The organism is Cumulibacter manganitolerans (genome assembly GCF_009602465.1).
Taxonomy (GTDB): Bacteria; Actinomycetota; Actinomycetes; order Mycobacteriales; family Antricoccaceae; genus Cumulibacter; species Cumulibacter manganitolerans.
On the sequence record NZ_WBKP01000038.1, the window covers coordinates 22,146 to 38,560 of the forward strand.

Genomic DNA, 16,415 nt, shown 5'->3' on the forward strand with positions numbered 1-16,415 from the left:
CCGTTAAGTAATGCTGTCACTGTAGAAGCATCGGGTCACGCGAAGGAGCGCCATGAACTTTTACACCGCCGATGCCGCCGTCCAGCGACTCGTCGACCGGTACGTCGACGCCGCCGACCGGGAGCTGCTCACACCGCTGCTCGAGCGGCTGGGGGCGGACGCCGCGACCCGGCTCGACCCGCTGGCCGAGCTGGCCGACAAGAACCCGCCGACGCTTCGCCCGTTCGACAAGAACGGCGAGCGGGCCAACGCCGTCGAGTATCACCCGGCGTACACCGAGATGGCCGACATCCTGCTCGGCGAGTACGGCGTCGCCGCGGCCTCGCACCGGCCGCTGCACGGCTGGAGCGCCAAGCCGCCGCACCTGGTGAAGTACCTGATGACGTACGTCTACGTGCAGGCCGAGTTCGGCCTGGCGTGCCCGATCAGCATGACCGACACCGCGGCGCGCACGCTGCGGATGTTCGGCGGTGACGACCCGGAGATCGCTGAGGCGGTCCGCCGGCTCACCTCCACCGACGACGACCGGTTCACCGGCGCGATGTTCATGACCGAGCTGCAGGGCGGCACCGACATCGCGATGACCGAGACGGTGGCCGAGGCGGACGGCGACCGGTGGAAGCTGTACGGGCGCAAGTGGTTCGCCTCCAACGCGGGCGCGGACATCACCCTGGTGCTGGCCCGTTTCCCGGGCGGCCAGGAGGCCTCGACCCGCGGCGTGGGCCTATTCATGATGCCGCGCGTCAAGCCCGACGGCTCGCTGAACGACTACCGCATCGAGCGGCTGAAGGACAAGCTCGGCACCCGGTCGATGGCCTCGGGCGAGATCACCCTCGACGGCGCGTACGCCGTGCAGGTCGGCCGGCTCGATCGCGGCTTCCGCCAGATGACCGAGATGGTCAACCTCTCGCGGCTCTCGAACGCCGTCCGCGCGGTCTCGCTGATGCGCCGCGGGCTGCTCGAGGCGGGGCAGCACGCCGCCTCGCGCGTGGTCTTCGGTCGCCGGCTCATCGACCAGCCGCTGCTGCGCCTGGACCTGCTGCGGCTCACCGCGGACGTCGAGACCGGGCTGAATCTCGTCTTCTACTGCGCCGAGGAGCTCGAGCGCGCCGACCGCGGTGACGAGGACGCCAAGGCGTTGATCCGGATCCTCACGCCGCTCGCGAAGCACTACCTGTGCAAGCGCGCGCGGTTCGCGACCGGCGAGGCCATGGAGATGCGCGGCGGCAACGGGTACATCGAGGAGTGGATCCAGCCACGGCTGGTACGCGACGCGCACCTCGGATCGATCTGGGAGGGCGCCAGCAACGTGATCGCCCTCGATGTCCTGCGCTCGATGCGCAAGGTCGGCGCGCACAAGGTGTTCTTCGACGACCTGCGCGAGCGGCTCTCCCGGGTCACCGACCCCGGCCTGCAGTCCCTGCGAGAGCGCCTCGCGCAGCGGCTCGAGTCGGTCAGCGCTCGTGCGGAGGCGGTGCTGAGCGCCGCCCCGGACGACGCCGAGGTCCTCATGGCGGCGCTGACGGACGACATGGCGACCGTCGCGATGGGCGTGCTGCAGGCCGATCAGGCGTCGTACGAGATAGCGACGCACGGGGACCACCGCGCCGCCATCGTCGCGGCCGCGTTCGAGCAGCTGGTGATCCGCCGGGACGAGACGTACGCGCCGGCCGGCCTCGCCGCCGTCCCGCAGATCGTCGCGGGGGAGCGCATCGGCGCACCGGTGGACGAGCGGGTCGTCGCCGCGCGATGATTCCGCGGCCCGAGCCGGGTCTATGCAGGTAGGACCGTGTCCATCCCGGCGAGAGGACGACCACCATGCCCACCTTCATCACCGTCGGGTACGGCGACCGGGCCGGCTACGACCGCACCCCTCCCGCCGTCCGCGACGATGCGCATGCGCACGACGACCGGCTCCGCGCCGCCGGCGCGCGGATGGGTATCGCGGGGACGCCGGTGCAGGTGCGCAACCCCGATGCCGCGGGGCCGCGGACGACGATCGGACCGTACCTGCAGTCGGCCCTCCCCGTGGCGGGCTTCGCGCTGATCGAGGCCGCCGACCTCGACGAAGCGATCGCGCTGGCCGCGCAGACACCCTGTGCGGTGGCGCACGGCGTCGTCGAGGTCTGGCCGCTCACCGAGACCCCGGACGGCACGGCACCCTAGCCGGCGGACCGGCGACCGGTCCCACGCCGCGCGGCACGCAGCGCCCGCGCGGCGCTGCCGGCCGCCCACGCGATCGAGTGCAGGACGGTCAGATCGCGCGCGGACGACTGCTCGGCCTGCCGCAGCGCCTCGTCCAGCGTCGTCAGGGGCCGCGAGATCGCCAACACGTCGCGGATGTCGTGGTCGGCGGCGACCGCATCGTGGGCGAGGCTGCCGACCAGCGGCCCGGCGAGCCCCGGCGGCACGGGCGCCAGCAGGGACACCGCGTGCCCGGCCAGCGTCGGGCCGGGCCGCAGGAACGGCATCGGGATCACCATCCGCCGCGACAGACCGGCCGCGCGGGCGAACCGGGCCGCGAGGTCGGCGTAGCTCAGCACCTCGGGGCCACCGATGTCGAACGTCCGGTTGACCGGAGGGTCCAGCGACGCCGCGGCGACCAGGTACGTCAGGACGTCCTCGATGCCGATCGGCTGTACGAGGTTGCGGACCCACGACGGCGCCACGGTGACCGGTAGCCGGTAGGTGAGGTAGCGGATCATCTTGAACGACGCCGACCCGGCGCCGATGATCACCGGGGCCTGCAGGACGACGGTGGGCACCGGCGCCGCCAGCAGGATCTCCCCGACCGTGGCGCGGGAGCGCAGGTGGGTCGACAGCTCCCCGGGCGCGCGGGGTCCGCCGAGATAGACGATCTGGCGGACGCCGGCCTCGGCGCATTCGTCGGCGAAGACCTCCGCCATCGCGCGCTCGCGGTCCGCCAGGTCGCCCTCGTCGTCCATCGAGTGCAGGAGGTAGTAGGCGACGTCGACGTCGGCCACCGCGCGCCGGACGTCGGCCGCGCGGGCGGCGTCTCCCTCGACGACGTGGACCCGGGAGCCCGGCGACGTCCGGGGCGGCCGGCGGGCCAGGACCCGCACCTGGGCGCCGGCGCGCAGCAGCGGGATGACCAGCTGACCGCCGACGTACCCGGTGCCGCCGGTCACCAGGACGCGGCTACCGCGCAGCGGGAGGGGGCTGTCGTGCTGCGTCGTGGGTGCCGGCATGGGCCCATCCTCTGCGCAATCGCGTGCCGCGGCAAACTCGCGGCGGATTCGGTAGGCGTCGCTAGTGGGTGCCGACCCAGCGCGCGACGCGCTCGGCCACCGGATCGGGGAAGCGCGCCCAGGTGAAGTGGTCGGGCCTGGCCAGCTGGCTGGACCCGGTGAAGCGCCAGCGGTCGACCACGGCCGACGGAGCCTTGGCGAGCAGCTGCTCCGCCGCGGACGGGGGCGCCAGGGCGTCGTTCTGCACCGTGATGCTCAGGACCGGAAGTGCCATCGCGCCCAGCCCCGTCTCCAGATCGGCGAACGCGTCACGGGGCTCGAAACGGCCGGTGCGTCCCAGGTGCACCCAGTCGGCCATCAGCGTCCGGGGCTGCGTGCCACCGAAGCCGAACCGGCGCCCCGGCCAGTAGCCGATCGTTCGAGTCACCACGTCGACGGCGGTGATCGCCGCCAGCATGCCGAGGCGGCGCGGCCCCACGGCGAACGCCTTCCACCAGACGGTGCCCGCGGCGACGAGGGCGACGCCCGCCACCGGGCGGCTGCCGGACGCCGCGAACAGCATCGCGACATGGCCGCCGAGGCTGTGGCCGAGCAGCACGATCCGCGAGCCGCGAAATGCGTGGTGGACGGCGTCGTACACCCGCGGCAGGTCCTGCTCGACCATCGCCGCGTAGCCGAAGTCGACCCGTTTGGACATCGTCGGGACGCTGTCGCCGTGCGCCCGCTGGTCGGCCACCGCGACGTTCAGGCCGCGGGAGTTCAGCGCCGCGGCGAGACGCCGGTAGAACCGGGCGGGGGTGCCCATCGCCGGGAGCACGAGCAGGACGGGAGCCGTGGCCACCGGACCCTTGTGCAGGTGCACGGCCAGCCGGTTGCCGCCCTCGGTCGGCACGTGCAGGACGTCGTCCGGCTCGATTCCGCTCACCACGCTCACCTCCGGTCGCCTCCTACCCTATGGGGCGTGCGAGCCGGCCCGGAGCCGTACCTCGCCGGGTTTCGGTGGCGTGGCACAGTTAGGGCGAACGCCCCGAACGAGAGGACTGCCCGTGCCTGGAATCAACCTGCGCGACGCCGGTGATGGAATCCGGATTCTCAGCATCGACAACGCGAGCAAGAAGAACGCGCTTAACAATGCGCTCTGCATGGAGCTCTCCGGCAAGGTGCGTGAGCTGGCCGACGACAAGCAGGCCCGCGTCGCCATCGTCACCGGCGAGGGGGGCGCCTTCTGCGCCGGCGCCGACCTGCCCGACGTCTTCGGCACGATGGGCGACGACGTCAACGACATCCGCGACCACCTCGGCGACGTCGTCTACCAGAGCTTCCTCGGGCTGCGCGACCTGAAGATCCCGGTCATCTCGGCCGTCGAGGGTCCCGCGGTGGGCGCCGGGCTGAACATGGCGCTTGCTGCGGACGTCGTCATCGCCTCGCCGACCGCCGACTTCGCCGCCACCTTCTCCAAGATCGGGCTGCACCAGGGCGGCGGCTGCACGCCGTTGCTGGTCGAGGCGCTCGGCCGGCAGCGCGCGATGAAGCTGCTGCTCGAGGGCGGCCGGCTGACCGGGCAGGAGGCGTACGACCTCGGCCTCGTCGCCGCGCTCGCCGACGACCCGATGGATGCGGCGCTCGAGCTGGCGAAGACGACGGCCGGCCTGGATCCGCGGCTGTCGCGCAACATCAAGACCGCCGTGAAGCTCTCGGTCGAGTCGGGGTTCGACGCGGCCCTGCAGTTCGAGACCTGGGCGCAGGCCTACACCGCCACCCAGCCGGGCATCCAGAAGATGATTGAGCGGCTGAGCAAGCGCTCGAAGTAGCCCGTCAGCGGCCGGTGAAGACCGGCGTGCGCTTCTCGGCCCGCGCCGCTCGCCCCTCCGCGACGTCCTCGCTGGCGAAGCACGCGTGGAAGTCGGCGACCAGCGACGGGTCGTCGACGCCCAGCGCGGGGTTGTTCAGCACCCGCTTGCTGTAGGCCAGCGACAGCGGCGCCAGGGTGGCGATCTCGGTCGCCCAGGCCAGGGCGTCGTCGAGATCGCCCTCGCGGTCGACCAGTCCGGCGATGACGGCCTCGTCGCGCTCGATCCGCCCCGCGCCGATCAGCAGCCGACGGGCCACGCCGCCGCCCGCGAGCTCGCTGAGCCGGCGGATCGTCCAGGGGTCGACGGCGAGCCCGTTGCGCGCGGTCGGCACGCCGAAGACGGCGCGCTCGTCGGCGACCCGCAGGTCGCAGGCGAGCGCGAGCTGGGTGCCGGCGCCGATCGCCGGTCCGTTGACCGCGGCGACGACGGGCATCGGGCTGGTCAGGATCGCGTCGAACAGCCCGTAGAGCGCGGTGAGGAACACGTCGTCGTACACGGCGTCCAGGTCGGCGCCCGAGCAGAAGCTGGTGCCCTCGCCGGTGATCACGGCGGCCCGGGCCCCGCGCGACGCCTTCTCGTGCACGACCTCGCCGAGCATGTCGCACAGCTCGGCGTTGAGCGCGTTGCGCCGATCCGGCCGGTTCAGCGTGATGACGGCGACATCACCGTCGTCGTGGTGGTTCAGCATGGCGTCTCCAGGCTCGAGGTCGGGTGGACGATGCCAACCTATCCCGCGCGGAAGCGCACCGGGTGCCCGGGACGCGCCTGCGCGAGGTCCGGCAGGCTGGCCCGGCGGACGACGGCCAGCACCGGATATCCGCCCGTCGTGGGGGTGTCGGCGAGGAAGCACACCGGCGTCCCGATCGGCGGTATCTGCACGGCGCCCTGCATGAGGCCCTCGCTGGGCAGCTCGCCGTCACGGCACCGCTCGAGGTGCGGTCCGTCGAGCCGGACGCCGATGCGGTCGGAGTCCGGGGTGACGACGTACCTGCCGCGCAGCAGCACCGACCACGCGGCGTCGGTGAACCAGTCGGCGCGCGGCCCGCGATCGACCACGAGCTCGGTGACGTCGGGCGGCTCGGTGGCGGGGAACACGTCGTGGCCGGCCGGCGGCTCGTCGGGCACGTCGCCCACGTCGAGGACATCGCCCTTGCGCAGCGGATCGGGCCCGATGCCGCCCAGGGTGTCGGTGGACCGGGAGCCGAGCAGCAGCGGTGCGTCGATGCCGCCGCGGACGGCGAGGTAGTTGCGCATGCCGCGCTCGGGGACGCCGATCGCGACCACGCCGCCGTGCGGCACGAAGAAGGCGGTGCGCACCCCGACCGGCAGGCCGTCGACCGTGACGGCGACGGTCGGCCCCGTGACGGTCATCCAGGCCGAGCGGCTGCTGCGCAGGCTGAGCCCACCGAGGGTGGTCTCGAGGCAGGCGGCGCCCGCCGGGTTGCCGAGGATCCGGTTGGCGAGGGCGTAGGCGCGCATGTCGGCCGCGCCGGAGCGACCGACGCCCAGGTAGGCGTTGCCGGGCCGGCCGCGGTCCTGCACCGTCGTGCGGCCGCCGGGGGCGAGGATCACGATGCTCATCGGGCCTCGAATCGCACCCGCATGCCGGGCCGCAGGAGGGCGGGCTCGGCGCGGGCGCCGTCCCACACATCGGTGTCGGTCCGCCCGAGCAGCTGCCAGCCGCCCGGCGACCGGCGCGGGTAGACGGCGGTGAAGCCGCCGGTCATGGCGACCGAGCCCGCGGGCACGGAGGTGCGCGGCGTCTTGCGGCGCGGGACGCGGAGCCGGTCGTCCAGCCCGATGAGGTAGGCGAAGCCGGGTGAGAACCCGTTGAAGGCGACCGTGTACTCGGTGCCGGAGTGGATCGCGACGACCTCCTCGACCGGCAGCCCGGTCAACGTGGCGACGTCCTGCAGGTCCGCGCCGTCGTACGTCACCGGGATGCGCGCGACCTCCCGGCCGGCCTGCTCCGGCGCCGCGGCCTCGATGCGCCGCAGGGCCGGCAGCGCGTCGCCGAGCGCCTGCCGGTCGACGAACGACACGAGCACCGTCACGGCGGCCGGCACGATGTCCTCGACGCCGGACGGCGGCGCGGCCCGCAGCGCCGCGTACAGCCCGAGCACCTCGTCGATCGAGCCGACCTCCAGGAGGACGGCGCGCTCGCCGTACGGCAGCACCGTCGGCGTCATGCGAAGGCGGCGAGCTCGATGCTCGCCTCGCTGAGGGCACGGCGTACCGCGCTCGCGGTCGCGACCGCGGTGGGGGTGTCCCCGTGCACGCACAGCGAGTCGGGGGCCACCTCCAGGACGGAGCCGTCGAGCGCGACGACGGTGTGCTCGCGCGCCATCCGGACCGCGCGGTCGGCGATCTGCTGCGCGTCGGTGAGCTTGCCTCCGGCGGTGCCGCGCGGCGCGAGCCGGCCCTCGGGGGTGTAGGCGCGGTCGGGGAACGCCTCGTGCACGACGGGCAGGCCCTCCGCCGCGGCCAGGTCCAGCCACACCGCGCCGGGCAGGCCCATGACCGGCAGCTCCCGGCCGAACAGCCGCAGGGCCTCGACGACGGCGCGCGCCTGCGGCTCGTGGTGCACGATCGTGTTGTACAGGGCGCCGTGCGGCTTGACGTACCGCACGCGGGTGCCCGCCGACCGGGCGATCCCGTCGAGCGCGTGCAGCTGGTAGAGGACGTCGGCGGTCAGCTCGGGCGGCTCGACGTCGACGAACCGGCGTCCGAAGCCGATGAGGTCGCGGTAGGCGACGTGCGCCCCGATCGCGGCGCCGGTCGAGGCCGCGATCCGGCACACCTTGAGCATCTGGGTGGGGTCACCGGCGTGGAATCCGCACGCGACGTTCGCCGAGGTGACGATGCGCAGCAGCGCCTCGTCGTCGGTCATCGCCCACTGCCCGAGACCTTCGCCGAGGTCCGCGTTCAGGTCGATGCTCATCGCGCCTCCGTTCCGGCTACTTGGCGAGGTGGCGGGAGATGACCAGCCGCTGGATCTGGTTGGTGCCCTCGAAGATCTGCATGACCTTCACCTCGCGCATGAACCGCTCGACCGGGAAGTCCTTGGTGTAGCCGGCGCCGCCGAGCACCTGGACGGCGTCGGTCGTCACCCGCATCGCGTTGTCGGTGCAGATCAGCTTGGCGACCGAGGCCTCCTTGGAGAACGGGCGCCCGGCGTCCTTGAGGCGGGCGGCGTGCAGGTAGGTGGCGCGTGCGCTGCTGACCGCGGCCTCCATGTCGGCGAGCAGGAACCCGAGGCCCTGGTGGTCGATGATCTTGCGCCCGAAGGTGGTGCGCTCCTTGGCGTACGCGACGGCGTTGTCGAGCGCTGCCTGCGCGACGCCGACGGCGCACGCGGCGATGCCGAGCCGGCCGGAGTCGAGTCCCGCGAGCGCGATCGGCAGGCCCTGCCCCTCCTCGCCGATCCGCTGGCCGGTCTCGATGCGCACGTTGTCGAAGCGCATCGTGGTGGTGGTCGAGCTCATCAGCCCCATCTTGTCCTCGGGCTTGTCGGCGCTCAGGCCGGGCGCGTCGCCGGGGACGTTGAAGCAGGTGATGCCGCGGCCGCCGTCGTCGGATGTGCGCAGCATGGTGATGTAGTAGTCGGCGTGGCCGCCGTGGGTGATCCACGCCTTGGCGCCGTTGGCCAGGTAGCCGTCACCGTCGCGGGTGGCCCGCGCGATCATCGCGGCCGGGTCGGAGCCGGCGTGCGGTTCCGACAGGCAGTAGGCGCCGAGCGTCCTGCCCCCGAGCATGTCCGGCAGCCACGCCTCGCGCTGCTCGTCGGTGCTGAACATCGACGCGATGCCGCAGGTCAGGGCGTGCACGCTGGTGCCGATCGCGACCGCCGCCCAGCGGGCCGCGATCTCCTCGAGGACCTGCAGGTAGACCTCGTACGGCTGGCCCCCGCCACCATGCTCCTCGGCGAACGGTAGGCCGAGCAGGCCGGCCTCACCGAGGGCGGTGAACGCCTCGCGCGGGAAGCGCTCCTCGCGCTCGTAGCGGGCCGCCTTCGGCAGCAGCTCCTTGTCGGCGATCTCCCGGGTGAGCGCGATGAGATCCGCGCCCTCCTCGGTCGGCATGAGTCGCTGCACCGCCATGGCTTCCCCCGTTGTGAGTTAATCGGCACTAACTGAGGCTGAGTTTACCGCCTGGTCCGCGGTGGTCTGCTCCTCCTCGACCCGCTTCTTGATCCGCCCCATCCCCGGCAGCGAGCCGAGCATCTCGTTGAGCTCCTTGGAGACCATCAGCAGGTCGCGGATGTCCGGGCCGACGGTGTCCAGGGTCGCCAGCATCGGCAGGATGTCGGTGCGCAGCGCCTCCATCAGCGCCGGCGTGGTGTCGATGAGGTGCACCATCGCCTGGACCTCGTCGGGGCTCGTGGAGCCGGCGAGCGCATCGAGGGTCGGGCGAAGCCGGCCGAGCGACGGCTCCAGACCGTCCAGCAGGGCGCTCGTGCGGGCGGTGAGCGAGGCGGCCCCGTCGAGGATCGGGTGGGTCCGGGCCACGGCGTCACCGGCCTGCTCGATGACCGGTCCCACCTCGGTCACCGACGCGGTGGCGGCCCGCACGAGCCCGTCGGCCTGGGCGACCGAGCGCGCGGCCTGGTCGAGGACCGCGTCGGCGCGGTCGACCGACTCGGTGGCCCGCGCCGCGACCAGGTCGATCCGGTCGACGAGCTGGTGTACCCGCTCCACGAGGTCCTCGGCCGACGCGACCACCGCGGCGGCGCGCGGGACCAGCTCGCTGATGGTGTCGATGGTCGAGCCGACCCATCCGACGGCGTGGACGAGGTCGGCAGGCGCTGGAAGTCGCATGCGCTCACGGTACGCGGCGAGTACCCACGGCGGCGGCGTACGACGAGGGCTCTCAGCCGAGCCAGACGAACACGCCTGCGCCGATGAAGGCGATAGCCCAGATGCGGTCCATGTTGACCCACGCCGTCCGCAGGATGCGCAGGCCGAAGATGCTGTAGACGGCCAGCGCGACGGTGGTCGCGACGACAAGCATCGACAAGCCGTGCACGATCGCGGCCAGGACGGCGGTCCAGAGGGAGCCCGACAGCGCGTGCTCCAGCACGTGGTCACCGCCCGAGCCGCCGGCGATGAACGGCGCGAGCATCAGGCCCGCACCGGTCGCGGTCGACATCAGGAAGGACCACCACGCGAGCTGGCGAGCCGACAGCCGCATCCCGACCCAGCGGAAGTGCCGTCTGCGCAGCAGCAGGTAGGTCCCGAACCCCACGAGCAGGACGGCGAGCACGCCGACCACCACGGCGCGGGTGGCCTGCGAGGCGAACACCGCGGTCGCCACGGCGACCGGCAGGACGGACAGCTCGTGGCCGACGGCGATGGGCAGCATCGAACGGACGATCGCCGCGCGATTGCGCTCCTGCAAGCCGAACGACGTGGCGAACAGCCAGCCCATGCCGGGGTTCAGGCCGTGGAAGGCACCCAGGCCGATGGCCGCGAGCAGGACGCCGGTGCGCGCGCCGCCGGTCGGGACGTCGCCGTGCGCCAGCAGCAGCTGCGCGTGCGCCGGCAGTGCAGCCAGGGCCGACCCGTCGAGCAGTGACACGTCAGACCCGGTCGGGCTAGGAGAAGCAGTAGGAGTCGCTGGAGGCGTCGCCCCCGCCGAGGTGGGTCTGGTGGACCCGGTTCCCGCGGAAGTCGGCGCCGTGCGGGAAGAACCGCTCGTCGAGGCTCATGCCGCCGTTCTCGGTGTCGATGTCGGCCTTGATCATCCAGGCGCCGACGCCGTCGGGATAGAACTGGTCGTCCCAGGCGCCGTAGAGCGAGTTCGTCCAGTAGACGCGCTTGCCGTCGCGGCTGATCTCGACCATCTGCGGCGCGCCCGCCAGCGGCTCGTCGGGCTGAGAGGGGTGCGCCGCCTTCGAGACGATGCCGCCGCACCGCAGGGACCCCGTCTTCACCGGGTTGAACGGGTCGGTGACGTCGAGCTGGATGGCCTCGCCGGTGCCGAAGCACGAGACATACAGGAACTTGTCGTCGACCGACAGGTCGATGTCCGTGATCAGCGGCGGTACGGCGCCGAACGGCTTGAGCGCAGGCGGCAGCAGGTCCGGGTCGGCCGGCTCGGCCGGCACGGTGAAGATCTTCCGCGCCTTGAACTCATCGCCGTCCTTGTACCAGCACCAGATCGAGCCGGAGAGGTCCTCGGTGCTGATGACGACGCCCAGGAACCCGTACTCCTTGTTCGGGTCGTGCGAGGGGCGCAGCTCGAGGGCCATCTGGTGCTGGGCTCCGAGGTCGACCTCCTGCAGATGCTTGCGGGTGCGCAGGTCGAAGAAATGGATCTTGTGGCCGTACTTGTTGGCCAGCAGCAGCTCGGGGTTGACGCCGTTCTCGATCATCGACGGCGTGCCCCACTCGCTGGTCACCATCACGTCGCGGTTGAGATGCCACCAGAAGTCGTAGGCCAGGTACTGGCTGCCGCGGTCCTTCTCCCACTGGCCCTTGACCTGGAAGGTGTCGTGGTCGAGAAGCGCGATCCCGCCGGGCCCCTCATCGCCCTCGGCGGTCCCGAGATTGGTGACATAGATGCCCTCCGGCCCACAGTGCGCGGTGTGCGGCCGGCTGTAGCCGGAGGCCTTCTTGTAGTCCTCCGGCTCGATGATCTTCGCGATGGTGGGGTTGCGCGGGTCGGACTTGACGTCGACGAAGTGGATGCGGCTCGAGCGCAGGCCCATCATCAGCAGGTACCGACGCTCGACGTGCGGGTGCGGGTTGTTGGGGCACAGCGCGGAGCTGCAGGCGTTCCAGCCGTGGTGGTGCAGCTCGTCGCCGACGTTCGGCATCTCGCACCAGCCGACGACGCTGCCGTACCGGTCGCTCGCGGGGTCGACGTCGACGACCGCGAGCGCGTCCTTCTGCGGCTCTCCCTCGTCGCGCCAGAAGCTCGCGACGTACGCGAGGTCCTCCGTCGGTCCTTCCATCGCCAGGCCCGGCGACGGATAGAAGGTGGGATCGGGCTTCCAGGTCGTCATGGCGCCGCCTCCAGATCGGGATTCTCGAAGCGTAGCCCCGGTCCCGCCAGCGGCGATAGGTCCGACCGGAGCCGCCGCTACTCCTCCAGCCAGGCGCGGACGGCGTCGTTGTCGGCGCCGAGCGCGGGCGGGCTGGTGTGCTCCCGGGTCCACTCGGTGTCACCGTCGAACATCCGGACCGGTGGTCCGGGCAGCTCGATCCGGCCGAGCACCGGGTGGTCGACGTCGACGACGAGCCCTTGGGAGCGGACCTGGTCCCAGGCGTACACCTGCTCCAGGTTCTTCACCTCGCCGCACGGGATGCCGAGCGCGTTGAGCTTCTCGAGGAGCTCGTCGTTGCGGTACTGCGCGAACGCGTGGTTGATCGCCGGGATCAGCAGGTTGTTGTTGCGCACGCGGTCGCCGTTCGTCGCGTACGTCGGATCCTCCGGGTCGAACCCGAACGCCGGCGCGAACTTCTGCCACTGCGACTCGGCGCCGACGGCGATCTGCAGCATGCCGTCCTTGGACGAGAACAGGCCGTACGGCGAGACGCTGGGGTGGAACGCCCCCTCGGCCTTCGGGAGGTCCTTGCCGACCGTCCAGCGCGTGCCCTGGAACGCGTGCACGCCGATGATCGAGGCCAGCAGCGACGTCCGCACCACCTTGCCGCGCCCGGTGCGCTCGCGCTCGTAGAGGGCGCTGACCACGCCGTACGCCCCGTACATGCCGGACAGCAGGTCGGCGATCGGGACGCCGACCTTGGACGGCGTCTCGGGATCGGGGCCGGTCATCGACATGAGGCCGCCCTCACCCTGCGCGATCTGGTCGTACCCGGCGCGCCCGGCCTGCGGGCCGTCGTGCCCGAAGCCGGTGATCGACATGACGACCATGCGCGGGTTGATCCGGTGGATCTGCTCCATCGAGAACCCGAGCCGGTCGAGCACCCCGGTGCGGAAGTTCTCCAGGAGCACGTCGCTCTTGCCGATCAGCTTGGTCAGGACCTCCTTGCCGTCGTCGGACTTCAGGTCGAGCGTGATCGACTCCTTGTTCCGGTTGCACGACAGGTAGTAGGTCGCGATGTCGTGGTTCGGCCCGACGAACGGGGGACCCCAGCCACGCGTGTCGTCGCCCTTGCCCGGCGACTCGACCTTGATGACGCGGGCGCCCATGTCGCCGAGCATCATTCCGGCGTGCGGCCCGGCGAGAGCCCGCGTGAGGTCGATGACGGTGATCCCGTCGAGCGGTCCGGCGCTGGTCATCTGTGCGGCTCCCGTCGTGCGGCGATGATTGCGTACAACCTACGCGGGCGCCGGTATCCGCTCCGTCGCGGCGGTAGGGTGGCGGCAGCACCGCGCGCCGTACGCCGCCGACGAGGACGGATCCTTGCTGACCGACGCCGAGTACCAGACGTATGTGACCGGCTATCCCGAGGGCATCGTGTACGCGATGCAGAACCCGGACACCGGTGACACCTGCGACTTCGCCGCCTTCGTCGACGGCCACCTCGTGCACACCGTCGGCTCGCTGCACGGCGCCGTCCGCCCGGACGGGTCGCTGCCGGAGCAGACCGCTCGCAGCTACCTCGGCCTGGCGAGCGTGCAGCTGAAGGCGGCCGCCGGAGTCCCCATCCGGTGGGTCTGCCAGCACCCCGAGGACGCCGACGCGCTGCGCGCCCTGCTGGCCGATGTCGGGCCGGAGCTGCGTGGCGTCGTGCCGTTCGGCGCCATGGTGGTCGTCGCCGTGCCGCCGGCGCCCGAGCCGCCGGCGGTTCGGTAGCGTTCTGCGAATGACGAGGTCAGCATCGAGCCCCGCCGCCGCCATCCTCATGCCGCTCGGGCAACCGCTCGGCGAGCACCGGGACGCCGACGACGAGCGGTACCTGCAGGTCCGGCTCGGCGGCGACATCCATCGGCTCGACGCGTCCGCCGGTGCGCTGTGGTCGGCCCTGCACCACACCCGCCCGGGCACCTCGCGCGGCATCGACCGCGGGCTGCTGCCGGCGCTCGACCTCGCCGATCGCGGCGTGGCCGACCCGCAGCGCGATCTGGAGCTGCTGCTGGACCTCGGGCTCGTCGTCGAGCTCGCCACCGCGGCCCCCGACCAGCGGCTGGCGTTCGCCGAGAGCTACCGGCTGCTGCCGCTGCAGACCGTGCTCGGGAACAGCGAGACCGACCTCGAGCGGTTCGCGCTGGTCGCGGGTGCGCAGCAGACGGTGACGGTCGACGCCGCGATGCGCGAGGTGCTGGTCTACGCGCCGAGGGCGGCGGACCTGTACGCGACCTGCTTCGTGCGCTCGGGGGCGATCGGCGCCGCGGAAGGGTTCGAGTCGCTCGGCGAGCCCGAGGCGATGGTCGAGCACACCCTCGCGGCGGTCCATCCGTTGCTGGCGGCGCACGCCGCGTACTTCGACGTGGCGATCGACGCGCAGGCGGACGCCGAGGCGGCGGGTCGTCGGTGCGATCCGGCGTCCGTCGACGTCGGCGAGGAGCATCGCGGCGGCACCGGCATCTTCCCCGTCGGTTACCAGGCCGGCGCGACCTATGTGTGGCTCGGCCTGGAGAGCGTACGGGTCCGCGTCGGCCCCGCCGAGCTCGAGCTCGCGAACGAGCAGGCCTGGCTGCTGTGGACGGCGGCGCACGGCGTCGCCACCGCTGACGGGATCGACGACAGCGAGCAGGCGATCTGTGACAGTGCGAAGGCGGCCGGCGCCCGGTCGCCCATCTTCGACCTGGACGACCAGCAGCAGCGGGGGCTCGTCGCGCGCCCCGAGGGCTACGCCGGGCTCGTCGAGCTCGCGGCGACGCACCGCCTCGAGCCGCTGCTCGCCGGGCTCGGCGAGGCACCCGACGGGCAGCTGCTCGGCGGGGACCCCGGACGACCGGTCACCGTGCTGAACGCCGAGCAGTACGCGGTCTGGCGTGACGCGCACCTGAGCGCGAGCCTGCTGGATGCCGCCTATGCCGCCGGACGGGCCGGCTCGGCCCGGGACCTGCGCGAGTACCTGCGACTGGTGCAGCTGCTGCTCCTGCGGCGCGCGGCGTACCTGGACCTGGTGCGCGAATGATCGACCTGCCCGACCGGGTCGTCGTCCCCCTCGGCCGGGCGACCAGCGTGGTGTGGGATCCCGCCGCCGCCGAACGGGTGGTCTCAATCGCCGTCCCCGGCGGTGCGATCGGCCTCACCGAGGACGAGCACGCGATCTGGGCGCATGCCGCGCGCGGGGTGTCCAAGGGCGACCTGCTCGAGCGGGCGCCCGTCGACGGTCCCCGGACGGCGTACGACGCCGTGCACGGGTACGGGCTGCTGGTCGAGATCGCGACCGGCGGGGCGACGGCGCTCCGCGAGGCCGCGTCGCTGCGGCTGCTCGCGCACGCCCGCTCCGGCGTCCACCCCCGGCAGGGGCTCGTCGTCGGTGAGCCGGCGGCGGAATTCGTCCGGCTCTCGCCGGTGGTGCAGGAGATCTACGGCTGGTGCGCGGGCACGCACTCCCTCGCGATGGCGGTCGTGCTCGTGGCGACCGCGGCGAGCGAGGCGGGCGTCAACGACCCCGCCGTCATCCGCCCCGAGCGGCTCGTGCGACGGGCGTTCGCGGAGCTCTTCCCGCTCGTCGGGGCCGGGTTGGCGTCCTTCGGGCCGGCGGAAGGCCTGGTGGCGTGACCGAGATCCTCATCGGGCTGGGGCAGCTGCTCGCCGTCGACGCGGACAACCTCGCCGGCGACCTGCCGACGACGTCGGTCAGGGTCGCCGGCGTCGAGGCGACGCTGCGCTCCGGCGACGACTTCCGCGTCTGGAACGCTCTGTCCCGCGCGCCGCAGCCGCTGGATTCCTTGCCCAGTGCGGTTGTCACCCCCGACGCGCCCGGGCCCGCGGAGCTGCGGGGGGCTGTCGAGCGGCTGCGGGACGCGGGGCTGGTGGTCGGCGTCGCCGAGGGTGTGGCGCACCTGGAGCTGGCGATGCGGATCCGGCTGCTCCCGTTGTGGCGGGCCAACACCGCAGAGCTGGCGACGCCGGAGCGATACCCGATCGGCACCGCGACGACGACCGTCCTGTCGCTGACCGGTCCGCAGCACGCGGTGTGGTCGATCCTCGACGAGCGCAATCGGATCGCGGACGTCGCGGTCGGGACCGCCGTCCTCGCCGGGGACGACGACGTGGAGCGGCACCTGCCCGCCGCGTGGGCCGGCTGCATCGAGCTGGTGCGCCTCGGCGCGGCCTACTTCGACGTCGTGATCGCCTGACCGCGGCAGCCACCCAGAGATCCGCGGCGTACTTCGGTACCGAATCATCCCTTGGGTTCTAGGGGTCGTTGCAACGCCTTTGATCAGGAGGACGTTGCAGGTGGGTACGTATCAGCGATTTGGTCGC

The 16,415-nt window shown here is 72.3% G+C and carries 18 protein-coding genes; 7 read left to right on the plus strand and 11 right to left on the minus strand.

Annotated features, from left to right (window positions below; all coding sequences use genetic code 11):
* The first annotated feature begins 52 nt into the window (after positions 1-52).
* A complete protein-coding gene (locus F8A92_RS13280; RefSeq protein WP_153505642.1) occupies positions 53-1,753 on the plus strand; it encodes an acyl-CoA dehydrogenase family protein in 1,701 nt (566 codons plus the stop codon).
* A 65-nt stretch (positions 1,754-1,818) separates the two neighbouring features.
* Positions 1,819-2,166, plus strand: coding sequence for a YciI family protein (locus tag F8A92_RS13285; protein WP_153505643.1), 348 nt, complete (start codon positions 1,819-1,821; stop codon positions 2,164-2,166).
* On the opposite strand, the gene F8A92_RS13290 is transcribed toward F8A92_RS13285, so the two are convergent.
* Together F8A92_RS13290 and F8A92_RS13295 are read right to left on the minus strand one after the other, a co-directional pair.
* Positions 2,163-3,209 (minus strand): NAD(P)H-binding protein, encoded by a 1,047-nt coding sequence (locus tag F8A92_RS13290; RefSeq protein WP_153505644.1) that lies wholly within the window; start codon positions 3,207-3,209, stop codon positions 2,163-2,165. The genes F8A92_RS13285 and F8A92_RS13290 overlap by 4 nt on opposite strands.
* Positions 3,210-3,270: 61 nt before the next feature.
* Complete coding sequence (locus tag F8A92_RS13295) at positions 3,271-4,134, minus strand: alpha/beta hydrolase family protein (RefSeq protein ID WP_153505645.1); 864 nt, start codon at positions 4,132-4,134, stop codon at positions 3,271-3,273.
* Positions 4,135-4,255: 121 nt separating this feature from the next.
* Here F8A92_RS13295 and F8A92_RS13300 point away from each other — a divergent pair, with 121 nt between their 5' ends.
* Positions 4,256-5,020 (plus strand): enoyl-CoA hydratase-related protein, encoded by a 765-nt coding sequence (locus F8A92_RS13300; RefSeq protein ID WP_153505646.1) that lies wholly within the window; start codon positions 4,256-4,258, stop codon positions 5,018-5,020.
* Positions 5,021-5,024: 4 nt separating this feature from the next.
* Here F8A92_RS13300 and F8A92_RS13305 read toward each other — a convergent pair whose 3' ends face one another.
* The 9 genes from F8A92_RS13305 to F8A92_RS13345 all read right to left on the minus strand — a co-directional run bounded on the left by F8A92_RS13305 (position 5,025) and on the right by F8A92_RS13345 (position 13,309).
* Positions 5,025-5,750 (minus strand): enoyl-CoA hydratase, encoded by a 726-nt coding sequence (locus tag F8A92_RS13305; RefSeq protein ID WP_153505647.1) that lies wholly within the window; start codon positions 5,748-5,750, stop codon positions 5,025-5,027.
* 38 nt (positions 5,751-5,788) lie between these two features.
* A complete protein-coding gene (locus tag F8A92_RS13310) occupies positions 5,789-6,643 on the minus strand; it encodes a 5-oxoprolinase subunit C family protein (RefSeq protein WP_153505648.1) in 855 nt (284 codons plus the stop codon).
* Entirely contained in the window at positions 6,640-7,251 is a 612-nt protein-coding gene (locus F8A92_RS13315; protein WP_153505649.1) for a 5-oxoprolinase subunit B family protein, read from the minus strand. The genes F8A92_RS13310 and F8A92_RS13315 overlap by 4 nt, the downstream gene beginning before the upstream one ends.
* Positions 7,248-8,003: a LamB/YcsF family protein gene (locus F8A92_RS13320; protein WP_153505650.1), complete on the minus strand. Its 756-nt coding sequence runs from the start codon at positions 8,001-8,003 to the stop codon at positions 7,248-7,250. Before F8A92_RS13320 ends, F8A92_RS13315 begins: the two co-directional genes overlap by 4 nt.
* A gap of 16 nt (positions 8,004-8,019) precedes the next feature.
* On the minus strand, positions 8,020-9,162 hold the full coding sequence (locus F8A92_RS13325; protein ID WP_153505651.1) for an acyl-CoA dehydrogenase family protein: 1,143 nt from the start codon (positions 9,160-9,162) through the stop codon (positions 8,020-8,022).
* An 18-nt stretch (positions 9,163-9,180) separates the two neighbouring features.
* Complete coding sequence (locus F8A92_RS13330) at positions 9,181-9,879, minus strand: hypothetical protein (RefSeq protein WP_153505652.1); 699 nt, start codon at positions 9,877-9,879, stop codon at positions 9,181-9,183.
* A 52-nt stretch (positions 9,880-9,931) separates the two neighbouring features.
* Positions 9,932-10,639, minus strand: coding sequence for a hypothetical protein (locus F8A92_RS13335; RefSeq protein WP_228389445.1), 708 nt, complete (start codon positions 10,637-10,639; stop codon positions 9,932-9,934).
* Between the two features lie 16 nt (positions 10,640-10,655).
* A complete protein-coding gene (locus tag F8A92_RS13340) occupies positions 10,656-12,068 on the minus strand; it encodes a selenium-binding protein SBP56-related protein (protein WP_153505653.1) in 1,413 nt (470 codons plus the stop codon).
* Between the two features lie 77 nt (positions 12,069-12,145).
* Positions 12,146-13,309, minus strand: a complete 1,164-nt coding sequence (locus tag F8A92_RS13345; protein WP_153505654.1) for a CaiB/BaiF CoA transferase family protein — start codon at positions 13,307-13,309, stop codon at positions 12,146-12,148.
* A gap of 28 nt (positions 13,310-13,337) precedes the next feature.
* Between F8A92_RS13345 and F8A92_RS13350 the strand changes: the two genes are divergently transcribed.
* From F8A92_RS13350 to F8A92_RS13365, 4 genes are read left to right on the plus strand one after another with little or no spacing between them, the layout of a single operon-like run.
* Positions 13,338-13,826, plus strand: coding sequence for a hypothetical protein (locus F8A92_RS13350; RefSeq protein ID WP_153505655.1), 489 nt, complete (start codon positions 13,338-13,340; stop codon positions 13,824-13,826).
* A gap of 10 nt (positions 13,827-13,836) precedes the next feature.
* Entirely contained in the window at positions 13,837-15,114 is a 1,278-nt protein-coding gene (locus tag F8A92_RS13355) for a hypothetical protein (protein WP_153505656.1), read from the plus strand.
* Positions 15,111-15,707: a hypothetical protein gene (locus tag F8A92_RS13360; RefSeq protein WP_153505657.1), complete on the plus strand. Its 597-nt coding sequence runs from the start codon at positions 15,111-15,113 to the stop codon at positions 15,705-15,707. The genes F8A92_RS13355 and F8A92_RS13360 overlap by 4 nt, the downstream gene beginning before the upstream one ends.
* Positions 15,704-16,288 (plus strand): hypothetical protein, encoded by a 585-nt coding sequence (locus tag F8A92_RS13365; RefSeq protein WP_153505658.1) that lies wholly within the window; start codon positions 15,704-15,706, stop codon positions 16,286-16,288. The genes F8A92_RS13360 and F8A92_RS13365 overlap by 4 nt, the downstream gene beginning before the upstream one ends.
* Positions 16,289-16,415: the final 127 nt, after the last annotated feature.